The organism is Pseudomonas benzenivorans (assembly GCF_033547155.1).
Lineage (GTDB): Bacteria > Pseudomonadota > Gammaproteobacteria > Pseudomonadales > Pseudomonadaceae > Aquipseudomonas > Aquipseudomonas benzenivorans_B.
In genome coordinates this window covers 2,131,612-2,148,198 of the sequence record NZ_CP137892.1, presented here as the reverse complement: position 1 = coordinate 2,148,198, position 16,587 = coordinate 2,131,612, and the positions used below count along the sequence as shown (strand labels likewise).

14 protein-coding genes and 1 pseudogene are annotated in these 16,587 nt (G+C 64.4%); 7 read left to right on the top strand and 8 right to left on the bottom strand.

Annotated elements, in window-relative coordinates:
* Positions 1 to 294: 294 nt before the first annotated feature.
* From SBP02_RS09765 to fabB, 3 genes are all read left to right on the top strand, one after another.
* Entirely contained in the window at positions 295 to 2,223 is a 1,929-nt protein-coding gene (locus SBP02_RS09765; protein WP_318646190.1) for an ATP-binding protein, read from the top strand.
* A gap of 204 nt (positions 2,224 to 2,427) precedes the next feature.
* Complete coding sequence (gene fabA, locus SBP02_RS09760; protein WP_318646189.1) at positions 2,428 to 2,943, top strand: 3-hydroxyacyl-[acyl-carrier-protein] dehydratase FabA; 516 nt, start codon at positions 2,428 to 2,430, stop codon at positions 2,941 to 2,943.
* Positions 2,944 to 2,955: 12 nt separating this feature from the next.
* Positions 2,956 to 4,176: a beta-ketoacyl-ACP synthase I gene (gene fabB, locus SBP02_RS09755; RefSeq protein WP_318646188.1), complete on the top strand. Its 1,221-nt coding sequence runs from the start codon at positions 2,956 to 2,958 to the stop codon at positions 4,174 to 4,176.
* Between the two features lie 101 nt (positions 4,177 to 4,277).
* On the opposite strand, the gene SBP02_RS09750 is transcribed toward fabB, so the two are convergent.
* Positions 4,278 to 4,742, bottom strand: coding sequence for a DUF3859 domain-containing protein (locus tag SBP02_RS09750; RefSeq protein WP_318646187.1), 465 nt, complete (start codon positions 4,740 to 4,742; stop codon positions 4,278 to 4,280).
* Between the two features lie 63 nt (positions 4,743 to 4,805).
* Complete coding sequence (locus SBP02_RS09745; RefSeq protein ID WP_318646186.1) at positions 4,806 to 5,819, bottom strand: amidohydrolase family protein; 1,014 nt, start codon at positions 5,817 to 5,819, stop codon at positions 4,806 to 4,808.
* Between the two features lie 256 nt (positions 5,820 to 6,075).
* Between SBP02_RS09745 and SBP02_RS09740 the strand changes: the two genes are divergently transcribed.
* Positions 6,076 to 6,939: a pirin family protein gene (locus SBP02_RS09740; RefSeq protein WP_318646185.1), complete on the top strand. Its 864-nt coding sequence runs from the start codon at positions 6,076 to 6,078 to the stop codon at positions 6,937 to 6,939.
* Here SBP02_RS09740 and SBP02_RS09735 read toward each other — a convergent pair.
* The 3 genes from SBP02_RS09735 to SBP02_RS09725 form a co-directional block, all read right to left on the bottom strand.
* Entirely contained in the window at positions 6,936 to 7,721 is a 786-nt protein-coding gene (locus SBP02_RS09735) for a dienelactone hydrolase family protein (protein ID WP_318646184.1), read from the bottom strand. The genes SBP02_RS09740 and SBP02_RS09735 overlap by 4 nt on opposite strands.
* A 104-nt stretch (positions 7,722 to 7,825) precedes the next feature.
* A complete protein-coding gene (gene htpG / locus SBP02_RS09730) occupies positions 7,826 to 9,730 on the bottom strand; it encodes a molecular chaperone HtpG (RefSeq protein ID WP_318646183.1) in 1,905 nt (634 codons plus the stop codon).
* A gap of 99 nt (positions 9,731 to 9,829) precedes the next feature.
* Positions 9,830 to 11,086: an MFS transporter gene (locus SBP02_RS09725; protein ID WP_318646182.1), complete on the bottom strand. Its 1,257-nt coding sequence runs from the start codon at positions 11,084 to 11,086 to the stop codon at positions 9,830 to 9,832.
* Positions 11,087 to 11,538: 452 nt separating this feature from the next.
* Between SBP02_RS09725 and SBP02_RS09720 the strand changes: the two genes are divergently transcribed.
* Positions 11,539 to 11,829 carry a hypothetical protein gene (locus SBP02_RS09720; RefSeq protein ID WP_318646181.1) on the top strand — a complete coding sequence of 97 codons (291 nt, stop codon included), beginning with the start codon at positions 11,539 to 11,541 and terminating at the stop codon, positions 11,827 to 11,829.
* Positions 11,830 to 11,887: 58 nt separating this feature from the next.
* Here SBP02_RS09720 and SBP02_RS09715 read toward each other — a convergent pair whose 3' ends face one another.
* The gene (locus SBP02_RS09715) at positions 11,888 to 12,277 is read right to left on the bottom strand and encodes an MAPEG family protein (RefSeq protein WP_318646180.1); all 390 of its coding nucleotides are present in this window, start codon (positions 12,275 to 12,277) and stop codon (positions 11,888 to 11,890) included.
* A complete protein-coding gene (locus SBP02_RS09710) occupies positions 12,274 to 13,011 on the bottom strand; it encodes a DUF599 domain-containing protein (protein WP_369959394.1) in 738 nt (245 codons plus the stop codon). Before SBP02_RS09710 ends, SBP02_RS09715 begins: the two co-directional genes overlap by 4 nt.
* A 191-nt stretch (positions 13,012 to 13,202) precedes the next feature.
* On the opposite strand from SBP02_RS09710, the pseudogene SBP02_RS20910 reads away from it, so the two are divergent.
* Positions 13,203 to 14,171: pseudogene (locus SBP02_RS20910) on the top strand (HAMP domain-containing protein); the annotation flags it as partial.
* The gene (locus SBP02_RS20905) at positions 14,163 to 15,041 is read left to right on the top strand and encodes a methyl-accepting chemotaxis protein (RefSeq protein WP_404824391.1); all 879 of its coding nucleotides are present in this window, start codon (positions 14,163 to 14,165) and stop codon (positions 15,039 to 15,041) included. The pseudogene SBP02_RS20910 and the gene SBP02_RS20905, both read left to right, overlap by 9 nt.
* Before the next feature lie 84 nt (positions 15,042 to 15,125).
* Here the strand turns inward: SBP02_RS20905 and brnQ are convergent, their stop codons facing one another.
* The gene (brnQ, locus tag SBP02_RS09700) at positions 15,126 to 16,439 is read right to left on the bottom strand and encodes a branched-chain amino acid transport system II carrier protein (protein WP_318646178.1); all 1,314 of its coding nucleotides are present in this window, start codon (positions 16,437 to 16,439) and stop codon (positions 15,126 to 15,128) included.
* Positions 16,440 to 16,587: the final 148 nt, after the last annotated feature.

The window sequence follows — 16,587 nt, the reverse complement described above, 5'->3', positions numbered from 1 at the left end:
CGCATTATACGGGCCAGAGGCATCGCGGCCAGCTTTTAGCCACCACGATCAGGCTGTGCACCGCTCGGCACAAATGGCAGCGAGCAGGCGCCGGGCGACTGGAAAAGACGGCCGGCTCGGTTAACATGCGCACTTTAGACGCGAACAAGGCCGTTGCGTGAACACCCCTCCATCGAGCTCCTTCCTTCTCTCTGCCACCGACGCCGTTGGCCATCGACCACCACCCGGGCCACGGGCTGGCGAGTCGGCCCGGCCCTCCGGCCTGGCGCACCCAGTGGCCGGGGAAATCCGCCCATGACCCTGCGCCGCGGCTGGGACATCCACACCCGCACGCAACTGATCAGCGTAGGGCCGGCCCTGCTGCTGACCCTGCTGCTGACCGGCTTCTTCACCTTCGAGCGTCTGCAGGACCTGCGCCAGGAACTCAACCGCACCGGCCAGCTGATCGCCAACCAACTGGCGCCGGCCAGTGAGTACGGCGTGATCTCGGGCAACCGGGAAGTGCTCGACACCCTGCTGCAAGCCACCCTCGATACGCCGCACGTGCGCTTTCTCGAGGTGCGCGACCGCCATGACAATATTCTGGTCTACGTCGAACAGCCCAACAGCCAAGGCCAGGCCAGCGGTCCGGTGGATGTCTTCCAGGCACCGATTCACCTGCAGCGGGTCGACCTGCTCGAAGATATCTCCCAGCGTGCCGCCAGCCACTCGCCCAGCCCCCCGAGCGAACCGCTCGGCCGCGTCCTGGTCGGCATGTCCAGCGATGCACTCAACGAGCGCCAGCAGGCACTGCTGCTGAAGGCGACCACCCTGGCCCTGTTCGCCTTGCTCCTGACCTTCCTCCTGGCCCGGCGCCTGGCCCGACGTCTGTCCGCGCCGCTGAGCGCCGTGGGCGCGGCAGTCACGGCGATTCAGGCCGGGGATTACCACACACGCCTGCCGAACCTGGAGACCGGCGAACTCGGCGAACTGGCCCAACACATCAACGCGCTCGCCTGTAGCCTGGATCGTGCCAGTCAGGAGCAACGCCAGGCCATGGCCCTGCTGGTCAAGGCCCGCGAAGAGGCGGAACTGGCCAACCGCGCCAAATCCGACTTCCTGGCCATGATGAGTCATGAACTGCGCACGCCGATGAATGGCGTGCTGGGCATGCTGCAGTTGCTGGAGACGACAGAACTCAGCGGGGAGCAGGCCGAATATGCGGCGCTGGCCGCCGAATCCACCGAGCACCTGTTGAAGGTCATCAACGACATCCTCGACTTCTCGCGCATCGAACGCGGCGCACTGGAGCTGGAGAGCATCTCTTTCAATCTGCTGGAACTGATCCAGGGCTCGGCCCAGGCGTTCCAGCATGGTGCCCAGCAGATGGGGCTGGCGCTGGAGCTGGACATCCAGGACGGACTGGAGCAGTTGGAGGTACAGGGCGACCCGACACGGATACGCCAGATCCTGGTCAACCTGATCGGCAATGCCCTGAAGTTCACCGAACGAGGCGGTATCCGCGTGGAAACCCGCTGGCAGGCGCTGGATGGACAAGTACTGTGGTTCAGCTGCGCCGTTCATGACACCGGCATCGGCATCTCGCCGGAGCGTCTGGAACACATGTTCGATGCCTTCCAGCAGGCCGACAGCACCATCTCTCGCCGCTACGGCGGAACCGGCCTCGGCCTGCCCATCGCCCGCACCCTGGCCGAACGGATGGGCGGCATGTTGCACGCGGAAAGCCAGGAGGGGCACGGCTCGACCTTCACCCTCGAGGTGCCATTGCCCTTCTCGCTGCAGTCCCGCCCCACTCCGACCAACGCCGAGACCGAGGACTATCACGGCCAGAACCAGAGGGTGCTGCTGGTCGAGGACAACCCGGTCAATCAAACGGTGATAGAAGCCATGCTGCGCAGCCTCGGCTACCGGGTCGACCTGGTCGGCGATGGCGTCCAGGCGCTGCACCGTGTCGGACAACAGTCCTATGCGGCCATCCTGATGGACTGCCGCCTGCCGCTCATGGATGGCTATGAGGCTACCCGGCAGATTCGCCGACTCGACGGCCAGGGCAACCTGCCGATCATCGCTCTCACCGCCAACGCCCTGCAGGGTGACCGCGATGCCTGCCTGGAATGCGGAATGAACGACTACCTGGCAAAGCCCTTCAAACGGGCCGACCTGCAACGGATATTGCAGCGCTGGCTGCCAGTTCAGGCATCGGTCGCCAGCCAGGACTGTTAAACTGCCCCGGCATACCGTCACAGGCACGCAAGTCGGGCGCCTGTGACAACAAACCCGCAGCAGAGTACAACTGTACTCGACAGGCTGTGACTTTCAGCACATCGCAACAGTCTATGACTAGGCTGCTGGCCGGCGCAGACTTTAGCGCGGCCAGCCAGGACGACTTGCCCAGCCTTGGCGCGTGGGGATTATTGAGGAGCTCGCATGACCAAACAAAACGCCTTCACCCGGGAAGACCTGTTGCGCTGCAGCCGCGGCGAACTGTTCGGCCCAGGTAATGCGCAACTGCCCGCGCCGAACATGCTGATGATCGATCGCATCACCCACATCAGCGACAGCGGTGGCAAGTACGGCAAGGGCGAAATCGTCGCCGAGCTCGATATCACCCCGGACCTGTGGTTCTTCGGCTGCCATTTCGAAGGCGACCCGGTAATGCCCGGCTGCCTGGGCCTCGATGCCATGTGGCAGCTGGTCGGCTTCTTCCTCGGCTGGCAGGGCAACCCCGGCCGCGGCCGCGCCCTCGGCTCCGGCGAAGTGAAGTTCTTCGGCCAGGTCCTGCCGACCGCCAAGAAGGTCACCTACAACATCCAGATCAAGCGCACCATCACCCGTTCGCTGATCCTGGCCATCGCCGATGGCAGCGTCAGCGTCGATGGCCGCGAGATCTACAGTGCCGAAGGCCTGCGCGTCGGCCTGTTCACCTCCACCGACAGTTTCTAAAGGACACTTTCCATGCGTCGCGTCGTGATTACCGGTCTGGGCATCGTTTCCTGCCTGGGCAATGACAAAGAAACCGTCTCCGCCAACCTGCGGGCTGGCCGCGGCGGCATTCGTTTCAACCCGGAATACGCCGAGAAAGGCCTGCGCAGCCAGGTATCCGGCTCCGTCGACCTGAACCTGGAAGAGCTGATCGACCGCAAGGTCTACCGCTTCATGGGCGACGCCGCCGCCTTCGCCTACCTGTCGATGCAGCAGGCCATCGCCGACGCCGGCCTCAGTGTCGAAGAGATTTCCAACCCGCGCGTCGGCCTGGTCGCCGGTTCCGGCGGCGCTTCCACCTTCAACCAGATGGAAGCCATGGACATCCTGCGCGAGAAGGGCGTCAAGCGCGTCGGCCCCTACCGCGTGCCGCGCACCATGGGCAGCACCGTTTCCGCCTGCCTGGCCACCCCGTTCAAGATCAAGGGTGTGAACTACTCGATCTCCTCGGCCTGCGCCACCAGCGCCCACTGCATCGGCACGGCCATGGAACAGATCCAACTGGGCAAGCAGGACATGGTCTTCGCCGGCGGCGGCGAGGAAGAGCACTGGAGCCAGAGCTTCCTGTTCGACGCCATGGGCGCCCTCTCCACCCAGTACAACGAGAGCCCGGAAAAGGCCTCGCGCGCCTACGACGCCAAGCGTGACGGTTTCGTCATCGCCGGCGGCGGCGGCATGGTGGTGGTCGAGGAACTGGAGCATGCACTCAAGCGCGGCGCCAAGATCTACGCGGAAATCGTCGGCTACGGCGCCACCTCCGACGGCTACGACATGGTCGCACCGAGCGGCGAAGGCGCGGTGCGCTGCATGCAGCAAGCCCTGGCCACGGTCGACACGCCGGTCGACTACCTGAACACCCACGGCACCTCGACCCCGGTCGGCGATGTCGCGGAAAGCCGCGCGGTACGCGAGGTGTTCGGCGACAAGGCGCCGGCGATCAGCTCGACCAAGAGCCTGTCCGGCCACTCCCTGGGCGCCGCCGGCGTGCAGGAAGCCATCTACTGCATGCTGATGATGGAAGGCAACTTCATCGCCGGCTCGGCCAACATCGAGGAGCTCGACCCCGAGGTCGCCGACCTGCCGGTGCAGCTCAAGACCGTCGAGAACGCCAAGATCGACACGGTGATGAGCAACAGCTTCGGCTTCGGCGGCACCAACGCCACCCTGGTGCTCAAGCGCTGGACCGGCAAGTAAACGGAGCTTACTGTCGATGAGAAACGGCGCCTGCAGGCGCCGTTTTTCTTTCTATCGCACAGGCTTCAGGGCTTTCTCCCTGCCGTCCCGGGCCACTTGCGTCAGCGCACCAGAAAGCGCTGCTCGGCCAGTTTGCGGTCATCCTGGAACACCATGAAGTGCCACTCCCCCGCAACGATCTCGTGGGCTTCGCTGAACTCGAACGCCATCAGATCCTGAGGCGCACCGGGCACCAGCTTCTGCGTCACCACGAATTTGTCATGGCGGACACCCTCGGGAGTCGTCACCCCGGGCGTGAGGTACAACAGGGTCAAGGGCGCCCCCTCGGTCGTTTTGCCGCTCAGCTGGTAGCGCAGGCCGAACTTGGTGCCGAGCCTGGCCGGAATCACCTCGGTGCGCTGGATATCCTGATTGTTGCGGGTCAGCACCCGCTCGCCCGGTTCGAAGTCCTGGTACGGGGTCGTGAAGATGCCATACTCCACCTCGCCCTCGACTTGCACCTGCGCCTGGACCAGTCCGGTCATCAGCATGAGTGCGGCCAGCGCACTGAAACGGGTGTATTGCATGACTCGCTCCTTGGTTGAGATGACGCGAGCCTATGACGCCTGAATGACAGGCTGATGACAGGGTTATTCCGCCACCCCGACGCGGACGCGCCGCGGCAGCACGGCGAGGAAGTTGTCCCGAGCCACCTGACGTGCCACGGGCTCCGGCAGGGCGTCGAGAAAGGGCGCGAAGCCTTGCAGGTAGTCGCCCAGCTTGTCGAAGCGCCCCACCACGTCGGAACCCAGCATGAAACGCGCCGGATAACTGCTGACCAACTGCAGCCATTCGGCATCGGGTCTGCCCTGCCGGTCCAGCAGGTAGGGCCTGAGCACGCTCCAGGACAGGTCGATGTACAGGTTCGGATACTCCTCGAGCATGCGCCGCAGGGTCGGCAGGAGGAAATCCAGCTTCTGTTGGTGTCGGTGGATCTCCATGCTGGTACCGGCATGGGCCCAGATGAAGCGCACGTGGGGATGATTGCGCAGCGGCTCTTCGATCTCCGCCAGGTACAGCGGGTTGCGCTCGCGCTTGGAGGTGATATTGGCATGCAGCATCACCGGCAGGTCGTATTCCGCGGCGAGGTGGTAGACCCGTGCGAGCGCCTCGTTGTTGGCTCGCGGCACGTCGCCATGTATCAGCGCGGTGAGGTCGTCGTGACGGGTGAATATCTCGCTTATGCCCTGCCACAGGCCCGGGTCCAGCTCCAGCATGCGCCGGATATGCGCGTCCGAGTTCTTGTCGTTGGGGTTGAAACCCGAGAGAAAGGGATGGAAACGCTCGCGCTGTGCGGGCGGAAGGCGCTTGTAGGCATGGGCGACCAGCACATCGGTGGCGCTGTACCAGTAGGCATTGGCATCGTCGCCGGCATAGTAGCGGGGACGTTTCGGCTCGTTCTCGTGCCATTTCTTCGCCACCGGAATGCCTGAGAGCATCGCATGCTCGACCCCACCGGCGGCCATGGCCGCCAGCAGTTCGTCCATGCCGGCGCTTTCCTGAAAGAAGTCCACGTAGTGCAGATGGGCGTCGCTGAAACGGTAGTCCCGCGCCTGGGCGTCGGTGACGACCAACAACAGCACGCAGCATCGAATAACAAACAAGGAAGAGCCCTCCGCGGCATCCGAGCAGGATAGACCCTGACGGCCAAGGCCGAGTTCAGTCACCCGCCAACACCGCGAAAGCCGACATCTGCTTGGTAGAGGCGCGGATACAGGGTCGCGACCATGCTGCTTTCGGGGGCGCCATAGGCAATACTGACAGCGACAACCACCTGTCGCTGCGCCGAACTGCAGCGGAGCGAGGCCCCATGAAAGCCGCCCCTAACCAGTCGACCAAGCCCTCCTGCGGGGGACCGCCATGAGCGTTCCACTCCTGCTCCGGGCACGCCCGGAGGTGCTCGGGGGCCAATCGATCCTGCGCCTGCTGCCCTCGGCCCAGTGCCGCAGCGTCGGGCCGTTCGTGTTCTTCGACCATATCCTGGAACACGACTATCCGCCCGGCGGCGGCCTGAACATCGACCAGCATCCGCATATCGGCCTGTCCACCCTCACCTACCTGTTCGAGGGCCGGCTACAGCACAGGGACAGCCTCGGCTCGGATCAACTGGTCAAACCCGGCGAGGTCAGCTGGATGACCGCCGGCCGTGGCGTCGCCCATGTCGAGCGCACCCCTGCGCCGCTGCGTGAAAGTGGCTCGCGCCTGCACGGCCTGCAAATGTGGCTGGCACTGCCGGAGAGCGAGGAGCAGTGCCAGCCGAGCTACAGCCACCATAGCGCCGACGGCCTGCCCCATAGCCAGGCCCTGGGCGTGGAAATCCGCCTGATCGCCGGCACCGGCTTCTGCCTGGAATCCCCGGTGCCGGTGCACTCGCCGACCCTGTACGCCGAACTCCGCTTGGCCGCCGGCGCCAGCCTGGCCATACCGGCGGAGCATCCCGAGCGTGCGCTCTACCTGATCGACGGCGAAGCCTTGCTGGACGACCTGCCCCTCCCCCTGCGCGGTCTCAGCGTCCTGCCCGCAGGCGGCACCTTCACCCTGAGCGCCTGTGGCGAGTGCCACCTGGTGATGATCGGCGGCCAGCCCCTGGGCGCCAGGCGCATGTACTGGAACTTCGTCGCCAGCGACCCGGCGCTGATTGCCAGCGCCCGCGCGCGCTGGCAAGACAGGGACTGGCCCAAGGTGCCGGGCGAGACCAGACGCATCGAACTGCCGCAGGGCTAATCCGTGGCGAACACCTCGTCGAACAGATCGTTCATGGCTCGATAGGCCCGCGCCGCCACCCGCGGGTGGTACTGATTGCGTTCCGGGTTGTTGGCCTGAGGGTTGGTGAAGGAATGCACCGCGCCACCATAGCTGATCAGCTGCCAGTCCACCTGCGCCGCCTTCATCTCGGCCATGAAGGCGCCGACCTGGGCCGGCGGCACCGAGGGATCGTCCGCGCCATGCAACACCAGCACCGGCGCCCGGATATTCTGCGCATCGGCAGGGTTCGGCGTGTCCAGGTTGCCGTGGAAGGAGACGAAGCCCCGCAGCGGTGCACCGGAGCGCGCCAGCTCCAGCACCGAGCCGCCGCCGAAGCAGAAGCCGATGGCGCCCAGCCTGCCTGCGTCCAGGGCCACTTCATCGCCCTGCGCCTTGAACACCTCGACCGCGGCTTGGGCACGCTTGCGCATCAGCGCCCGGTCGGCGCGCACGGCGCCGGCCGCCGCCCCCGCCTCCTCGGCATTGGTCGGACGTATCGCCTTGCCGTACATGTCGGCCATGAACACCACATACCTATCGCCGGCGACCAGCACGGCCTGCTGTTCGGCATTCTCGCCCACCCCCAGCCAGTCCGGCACCATCAACAGGCCGGGACGCGCCGTGCTGACACTGTCGTCGTAGATCAGGCGCCCTTCGAAGGCGACTCCGTCGATCTCGTAGGGTACCGCCTTGACCACCACGGCGGCCTGGGCCAGGCCGGCCAGACCGCACAACCCCAGGGCTATCAGTGACTTGCTCATCGACCCGCTCCTGTTGCATGGGTAACACTTCAACAGTAGTCCGTGGCAGTCGACAGCCAAGAAAAAAGCCCGCACGAGGCGGGCTTTTTTCATGACCGGTGCAATCAAGCGGAGAGCTCGACCAGCAGCTTGTTCAGACGCTGCACGTAGGCGGCCGGGTCCTTCAGGCTGTCGCCGGCGGCCAGCGCGGCCTGGTCGAAGAGGATGTGCGACAGGTCGCCGAAGCGGTCCTCGTCCGGCTCGGCATCCAGGCGCTCGATCAGCGGGTGGCCCGGGTTGAACTCGAAGATCGGCTTGGACTCGGGCACCTTCTGTCCGCTGGCCTCGAGAATCTGGCGCATCTGCAGGCCCAGGTCCTGCTCGCCGATCGCCAGGATCGCCGGCGAATCGGTGAGACGGTGCGACACCCGCACCTCGGCCACCTGCTCGCCCAGCGCCGCCTTCAGGCGCTCGACCAGTCCTTCCTTGGCCTTGGCCACTTCTTCCTGGGCCTTCTTGTCCTCTTCCGAGTCCAGCTTGCCCAGGTCCAGGTCGCCGCGGGCCACGTCGACGAACTGCTTGCCATCGAACTCGGTCAGGTAGCTCATCAGCCACTCGTCGATGCGGTCGGTGAGCAGCAGCACCTCGATACCCTTCTTGCGGAACACCTCCAGGTGCGGGCTGTTCTTCACCTGGGCGTAGGATTCGCCGGTCAGGTAGTAGAACTTGTCCTGGCCCTCCTTCATGCGGCCCAGGTAGTCGGCCAGGGACACGCTCTGCTCGCCGCTGGTCTCGTTCGTCGAGGCGAAGCGCAGCAGGCCGGCGATCTTCTCCTTGTTGGCGAAGTCTTCCGCCGGGCCTTCCTTGAGTACCTGGCCGAAGTTCTTCCAAAAGGCCTGGTACTGCTCGGGTTCGCTCTTTGCCAGTTTCTCGAGCATGTCCAGCACGCGCTTGGTCAGCGCGGACTTCATCGAGTCGATGATCGGGTCCTTCTGCAGGATCTCCCGGGAGATGTTCAGCGATAGGTCGTTGGAGTCCACCACGCCCTTGATGAAGCGCAGGTACAGCGGCAGGAACTCGTCGGCCTGGTCCATGATGAACACGCGCTGCACGTACAGCTTGAGGCCCTTGGAGGCGTCGCGCTGGTACAGGTCGAAGGGCGCGCGGCCCGGCACGTAGAGCAGCGAGGTGTATTCGAGCTTGCCCTCGACCTTGTTGTGGCTCCAGGACAGCGGATTTTCGAAGTCGTGGGCGACGTGCTTGTAGAACTCCTGGTATTCCTCGTCCTTGATTTCGGTACGCGGACGGGTCCACAGGGCGCTGGCCCGGTTGACGGTTTCCCACTCCGGCTCGGCCGGCTTGTCCTTCTCCTCGCCGTGGAACTCCTTCGGCAGCTCGATCGGCAGGGCGATGTGGTCGGAGTACTTCTTGATGATGTTGCGCAGGCGCCAGCCGTCGGCGAACTCCTCCTCGCCCTTCTTCAGGTGCAGGACGATGCGGGTGCCGCGCTCGGGCTTGTCGATGCTGGCGACGCTGAACTCGCCCTCGCCATGGGACTCCCAGTGCACCCCTTCGGCAGCCGACAGGCCGGCGCGGCGGGTGAACACCTCAACCTTGTCGGCGACGATGAAGGCCGAGTAGAAGCCCACGCCGAACTGGCCGATCAGGTGCGAATCCTTCTTCTGGTCGCCGGTCAGGTTCTTGAGGAAATCGGAGGTGCCGGACTTGGCGATGGTGCCGAGGTGGGTCACGGCCTCTTCGCGGCTCATGCCGATGCCGTTGTCTTCCAGGGTGACGGTGTTGGCGTCCTTGTCGAAGCTGACGCGGATCTTCAGCTCGGCGCCGCCCTCGAGCAGCTCGGGCTTGGCCAGGGCCTCGAAACGCAGCTTGTCGACCGCATCCGAGGCGTTGGAGATCAGCTCACGGAGGAAGATCTCCTTGTTCGAATACAGCGAATGGATCATCAGGTGAAGCAGCTGCTTCACCTCGGTCTGGAAGCCCAGGGTTTCTTTTTGAGTTTCCACACTCATGGTCGTCTAACTCCCCATTGATGACTAAGCCGCAATGCGACGGATGTCATGCAGATGGGGGCTTGGGCTGGGATTTCAAGTGCTTAGCCGAGTTCTCGCTCAGGGTTCGAGCAGTTCGATGCGGACGAGCTCTTCCGGGCGCAGGCGGAAACTGGCCTGCCCCGTGCCGCCCATGCGCTGCTGCAAGACGATCCGGCCTTGCTGATCGACGCCTTGGAAACGCCCCTCGGCCGTGTTGCCGCGCGCGGTGACGGCACGCATGCGCAAATCCTGGTAGCGACTGGGGCTGCGCAACAGGGCCTCCAGACTGAAGCGCCGGCGGCGGTCCAACGGCCGACTGAGGGGTTCGCCGGCTTGCTTTGCCAACGCCTCGGCACTCGCCGGTCGGTCCTCCGCTGCGCGGGTCGCTTCCGGCAAGGCCGGGAAGCGATCGGAACGCACCGCCCAGCCACGGCTCTCGCTCTTGTTCAGTTGAATCGGCAAACGCAGCTCCTGGCCATCGATCAGCGCTTCGACATCCAGTTCCAAACTCTGCGCCGGCAGCAATACGGGAGGCAGTGGCCGCAGCTGCACCCGGCGGGTGGCGAAGCGGCGCTGCAGATAGTCCTCGATGACATGCGCCAGGGTGTCGCGGGAATCGACATAACGGTCGACCTGGCCGGCACGATAGCGCAAGCCATCGCGGAACAACTCGACCCTGCCGCTCAGGGTGGTCTTGAATTGCGGCGGCAACACCAGGTGGAAATCGCCGACCAGCTTGTTCGGCGGCTGCGGTTGCAGGTTCAAGTGCAGACTGTAGCCACGGCTCAAGCGGCGCGCCTCGGGCAAATCCTGCTCGGGCAACAGCCAGCTGAGCTCGACCTCCGGCAACACGCCCTCGTCGGTGGGCAACACATCGACACGGACACTCCCCGGCCCCGACTGCGGCAGGCGGACCATCAGCTCTCGGTGGGCAAAGAAGTCCTGCCCCTCGCTAAGCCTGAGTACACCCTCGATCAATTCGCCATGCTGAGGCGCGAAGGGCTGGCCATTGAGCTCGCCCCGCAATTCGATTTTCAGTTCTGTGGGAGGGTTTCTCTCGGGCTCCAGCCAACGCAGACTGAGTATGGCGTCCATGCGCTGTGGATCATGACTGGCGAGCAGGACCAGGCCGATCACCAGCGGAATAACGCCCATGAGGCTGAGCGCCAAGGCCGGTCGGGCACGGCGCCAGTGGCGCGCCACATACAACAGGGTCAGTGGCGGCAGCAGCGCGAGCCAACCCCAGAGCAGGCCGGTGCTGAAGGCGCGCATCACCAGCCAGATCAGACCGGCCAGGATCACCAGCAAGCCGCAGAGGATCAACAACGTATCCATCCAGATTTCCTTAGTTGGCAGGCGTCGACCCCAGCCAGGCGCGCCTGATGTGCCTGGCCTCCAGGACAGAAGGGGCTCGGCGATGCCGAGAGTCGAGTACGCCGCCAGGTGGCAACAATAGTTGAAAGAGGCGGCATTGCCCCTGTCACCAGGGCCGGCGTTGAGATGAAGGCCACGATAATCGTCCGCGCGTAACCAATCTATCGAAAAGTCGAGGGTTCTCGGCAAATGTGGACGCGGCGGTTCGCTCGCAGGCATCCGCCCCGCCATAGACTCGTAGCTCGACTCTCCCGCTCGGCGCATCGCGGCGAACAGGCATCCACTGCACTCCACCCGGCCTGCCAGTGGAAACCCCAAGCGTCGCTCCGGGGAACTTCGGCGGACCGCCTGCGCTCAAACGGCCCATGCCAGGACAAATCCGGCAATAAATGAACACTACAAGGAGTACGACCGTGCAAAAGCCCTTTTCCTATGCCCTGTTGCTCGCCGCCACCCTAGCCCTCGCCGCCTGCGAGGACACCCCGCAAAGCAAGATGGACAACGCCAAGGAGTCGGTCTCCGAAGCAGCCGAAGCCATGGGCGACGCTATCGAGGAATCCGGCGAAGCCATCGAGCAGAAAGCCAACGAAGTCATGGGCAACGAACCGACCACCGGCGAGAAGATCGAAGCCGCTGCCGACGATGCGGCAGACGCCATGAAGGACGCGGGCGACGCCGCCAAAGAGGCAGTCGACGGCCAATAGTCCCTCGTTTCGTCGCGCACACGGCCCTGCACCAGCGGGCCGTGGCGCACCGGGCGTCTCACACTACCGGCGTGAGCATCAGCATCAGGCTGCAGATCAAACCCACCGCCCACACCAGGCTGCGTTGCCAGTGCCAATCGGCCCAATAGCACAGCAGATAGAGCACCCGCGCGACCACGAAGGTCACTGCCAAGCCATCCACTAGCAGCCCTTGGGTGTCGGTCACATGAGCCATCAACACACCCACAGCGAACAAGGGGAATGCCTCGAAACTGTTCAGGTGGGCGGCCAGGGCCCGGGCGCCGAAACCTGTCAGGTGCGACTGTTGAGTACGCGGGTGGCGATTGTCATAGCGACCACCCTGCTCTTGCATCGCCTTGGCCACCGGAGCCTTGGCCAGAAAGATCAGCAGTGCGCTGATGAAGATGCACCAGAACGGCAGGCTCACTCGCTCTTCTCCTTACTCGCTTCGAACATCGGGGTCTGGGTGTAGACCATCACCTCCAGCACGTCGGAATGAAACTCGCGACGATATAGCACCACCACCACGCCACTGGTCACCAGCATGAAGCACCAAGGGTTGATGAACCAGGCCAGTGTCGCCATGCCGAAGTAATAGGCCCGCAGCCCATAGTTGAACTGGTTGGCGGCCATCGAGATCACCCGCGCGGTCCGCACGGCATAGGCATTGCGTTCCTGCTCGGTGACATGCCGCTCCCCGGCCATGGGCGCCGACCCCACCAACACCGCCGAGAAGTTGTACTGACGCATGCACCAGCTGAAGGTGAAGAAGGCGTAGACGAAGATCACGCCCAGACACAACAGCTTGACCTCGGACATTTCCCGGCTGGCGACCTGCACGAAAGGCAGGTCGGCGAGTAGCGACACCGCGCGGTCGGAGGCGCCGAGCACGGTGAAGATACCGGCCAGGATGATCAGGGTGCTGGAAGCGAAGAACGAGGCATTGCGCTCCAGATTGCCGATCACGTTGGCATCGGCAATACGGTTGTCCCGCAGCAGCATGCGGCGCATCCAGTCTTCGCGGTACAGGTGCAGGACACTGGCCAGACAGGGGGTGCTACGCCCTTTTGCATGTGCATAGCGGGTATAGCCCCCCCAACACAGCAGAAACCAAAGAATGGCCAGCAACTGCTGCCACAGGTTGTTATCGATGATGCCCATGATTCCCCCCAACAGAGGCGTCATTATAGCCAGCAAGTATTACTACCGCTGGCTTATGCATTTTTACCCGAAGGTTTTCCATGCCCACCCTGTCCTCCGAGAAAGCAGTCCCAGCAGTCAAGATTCTTGGCGCCGTACGGTGATTGCAAAGCGCCTGCATCTGGACGAAGCTGTAATGCGCATAGCCGAATATGCAGAGGGTCCTTGACCTGCGCCGCTCAAGCGCATTCATTGTCGCTACGACAGGAAGTCCGAGTCATCACTGCTTAAGGAGAGTCGCAGTGTCCATACAGCGCCTGTTTTCCTTTATCTTTGCCACCATCATCGCCTGCACCGCCTTACTGGCGCTCCTGGTTTTCCTGATGATCGAAAACCAGCACCGGTTGACCGAGAGCCAGACGAACCGTTACCAGTCCTATCTGCTGGCGGACGAACTGAGACAAAGCTCCGACGATCTCACTCGCCTGGCGCGTACCTACGCCGTCAGCGGCGAGGCGCGCTACGAACAGCAGTACTGGCAGGTGCTAGACATCCGCAATGGCAAGCTAGCGCGTCCGCAGCAATACGAGCGGCTGTACTGGGACTTCCTGGCCGCCGGTCAGGCCGCACCGCGAGCCGATGGCGAACGCGCGCCCCTGCTCGAGCTGATGCGCCGCCAAGGCTTCACCCAGGCCGAACTGGACAAGCTGGCGGAGGCCCAGGCCAATTCGGATACCCTGGTGCTGATCGAAACCGAGGCCATGAACGCGGTCAAAGGGCGCTTCGCCGACGGCCAGGGTGGTTTTACCCGCCAAGGCGAACCCGACCTGGCCCTCGCCAGTCGACTGATGCACGACGACACCTACCATCGGGAGAAGTCCAAGGTCATGCAGCCGGTCGACGCCTTCTATGCCCTGCTCGACCGGCGCACCGGCGATGCCGTGGCGCACCATTCGCGGGTCGGTGAGCGCTACATGCTCGCCGTGTCCCTGATGGTCGCGCTGCTGATTGTGGTATCGGCCGTGGGCATCTTCGCGATTCGGCGCAAGGTCAGTGGCGCCTTGTTGCGCCTGAGTGACGAGGCGCGCAAGGTCGCCGCCGGTGAGCTGGGCGCTCGTCTCGACGAGCGGAGCGGCGGAGAGTTCGGCGTACTGTCGCACTCATTCGGCCAGATGGTGGGCAAGCTGCGGGAGATCGTCAGCAATGTATTGAGCTCCAGCAACCAGCTGAGCGTTTCCGCCTCGCAGCTGACCAGCACCACCGCATCGACCCAACACAACCTGCAGCAGCAGGAACTGCACACCACCGAGGTGGCCGCCGCCATGACCGAGATGGCGGCCACTGTGCAGGAAGTCGCCCGCCACTCGACACACACCGCCGAAGCCGCGCAACGTGCCGATCAGGCCGCCAATTCGGGCCAGCAACAGGTTGCACAAATGGTCGAGTCCATCGGTGCCCTGTCCCATGACATCGGCGCTGCCACAGCCGCCGTACAGGCCCTGGCGCAAGATACGGCCGATATCGGCGGCATTCTCGACGTGATACGCAGCATCGCCGACCAGACCAATCTGCTGGCCCTCAACGCCGCCATCGAAGCCGCCCGCGCCGGCGAGCAGGGCCGGGGGTTCGCCGTGGTAGCCGATGAGGTGCGCTCATTGGCCAAACGCACCCAGGACTCCACCATGGAGATACGGGAAATGATCGAGCGCCTGCAAGGTCGCGCGCAAAAAGCCTCCGAGGCCATGACTCAGAGCCGCACCCAGGCAGAGTCGGGAGCCAGCCAGGCACTCGAGGCCGGTCGGGCCCTGGAAACCATCACCGACGCCAATCGCGAAATCAGCGAGATGGCGGCGCAGATTGCCAGCGCCGCCGAACAACAGGCCGCTGTCGCCCAGGACATCAGTGAACGTATCCAGATGATCCGCGACCTCGCCAGCGGCAATGCCGAGGGTTCGAACGAAGTCACCGAAGCCAGCCATAGCTTGGCGCAGCTGGCGGAGCAGCTGAATCTGCAGGTTCGCCACTTCAACCTGGACGAGCGCACCGGCTGAAGACATCGAACGCCGCGCGAAAGCGCTGCTCCGGCTCAGGTGACGGGCGCCAACCCGCCACCTGGGCCACTTTCAGGGCGGTGCTCAGGCAGTCACGCTTTGCGGCTCGCCGAGCAGCCGATCGACTATCGCGACCACCAGCAGCGTACCCAGCACCGGCACCAGCCAGCCAAGACCATGCTCGGCCAACGGCAACTCGGCAAACAGTGCGGGCACCCACTGCTTGAACCCGGCCGCACCGAGCGCGTCCACCAGGCCGAAGATCAGCGCGACCAGCATGACCGGCACGAAGATCCGCCGAGGCGATAACCACAGGCCATCGAACAGACTCAAGGCCACCAGAACGATCGCCAGGGGATAGAGGCCGACCAGCACAGGCACGGAGACGCTGATCAACTGCGTCAGGCCCTGGTTCGCCACTACCAGGCTGAACAGGCCGAACGCCACCACCACGGTGCGGTAGGAGACCGGCAGCAGATCGCTGAAGAACTCGCCACAGGCCGTCAACAGGCCGACCGCCGTGGTCAGGCAGGCCAAGGTGATTACCAGGGCGAGCAACAGGCTGCCGGTCGTACCGAAGCTGTGCTGCACGTAGGCCGTGAGTATCTGCACGCCGTTCTGCGCCTCGCCGGCGATGCCCTGGCTGGTCGCCCCGAGGTAGAACAGCGCCAGATAGACCAGCGACAGGCCCAGGGCGGCGATCAGGCCGGCGATCACCGAGTAGCGCGTGATCAAGCCTCGCTCGCTTACGCCGCGGTCGCGGATCGCCGTGGCGATGACGATGCCGAACACCAGCGCGCCGAGGGTGTCCATGGTCAGGTAGCCCTGCAGGAAGCCCTGGACGAAGGGCGCCGAGCGGTAGGCCTCGGCAGCCTCGCCAACACTGCCGGCCGGCGCGAACAGGGCCGCACCGCCGAGCACCAGCAACCCCGCCAGCAACACCGGGGTGATGAACTTGCCGATGCGGTCCACCAGGCGCCCGGGATTGAGCGACAGGAACAGCACCGCGGCGAAGTAGGCCAGGCTGTAGACCAGCAAGGGCGTACCACTGTTGCCGGTAAACGGTGCCACGCCCATCTCGAAGGAAACCACGGCGGTACGCGGGGTGGCGAACAACGGGCCGATGGCCAGGTACACGGCCACCGCGAACAGCACGCCGGCGCGCCGCCCCAGCGGCGCAGTCAGCAAGGCCATGCCGCCGCCTACGCGGGCCAGCGCCACGATGGTCAGCAACGGCAGGCCGACCCCGGTCAGGAGAAAGCCCAGCGCCGCCGATCCGAGATGTTCGCCCGCAGCCATGCCGGCGCTGGGCGGAAAGATGATGTTGCCGGCGCCGAGGAACAGCGCGAAGGTCATGAAGCCAAGGGCCAGGAGATCCGAGCCTTTCAAACGAGTCATAGAGGGGAATACCACAGGCAGAAAGTTTTTAAGTTCCGAGGGTTTCCCGAGGGGTCGGGGGAAACGTCGCTCCGCCGCTTAAGCGGAACCGCTGGTGCACTCTATGCCCCTTGTGGAGGCAGCGCGCCGCGAGCCTAACGACATCGTC

What these genes read in the sequence shown, in the direction of transcription:
- htpG (WP_318646183.1), bottom strand. Translation starts at nt 9,730, where the DNA reads ATGAGTGTGGAAACTCAAAAAGAAACCCTGGGCTTCCAGACCGAGGTG.
- SBP02_RS20905 (WP_404824391.1), top strand. Translation starts at nt 14,163, where the DNA reads ATGGTGGGCAAGCTGCGGGAGATCGTCAGCAATGTATTGAGCTCCAGC.
- SBP02_RS09710 (WP_369959394.1), bottom strand. Translation starts at nt 13,011, where the DNA reads ATGGGCATCATCGATAACAACCTGTGGCAGCAGTTGCTGGCCATTCTT.
- SBP02_RS09725 (WP_318646182.1), bottom strand. Translation starts at nt 11,086, where the DNA reads ATGGATACGTTGTTGATCCTCTGCGGCTTGCTGGTGATCCTGGCCGGT.
- SBP02_RS09735 (WP_318646184.1), bottom strand. Translation starts at nt 7,721, where the DNA reads ATGAGCAAGTCACTGATAGCCCTGGGGTTGTGCGGTCTGGCCGGCCTG.
- fabA (WP_318646189.1), top strand. Translation starts at nt 2,428, where the DNA reads ATGACCAAACAAAACGCCTTCACCCGGGAAGACCTGTTGCGCTGCAGC.
- SBP02_RS09765 (WP_318646190.1), top strand. Translation starts at nt 295, where the DNA reads ATGACCCTGCGCCGCGGCTGGGACATCCACACCCGCACGCAACTGATC.
- SBP02_RS09750 (WP_318646187.1), bottom strand. Translation starts at nt 4,742, where the DNA reads ATGCAATACACCCGTTTCAGTGCGCTGGCCGCACTCATGCTGATGACC.
- brnQ (WP_318646178.1), bottom strand. Translation starts at nt 16,439, where the DNA reads ATGACTCGTTTGAAAGGCTCGGATCTCCTGGCCCTTGGCTTCATGACC.
- fabB (WP_318646188.1), top strand. Translation starts at nt 2,956, where the DNA reads ATGCGTCGCGTCGTGATTACCGGTCTGGGCATCGTTTCCTGCCTGGGC.
- SBP02_RS09740 (WP_318646185.1), top strand. Translation starts at nt 6,076, where the DNA reads ATGAGCGTTCCACTCCTGCTCCGGGCACGCCCGGAGGTGCTCGGGGGC.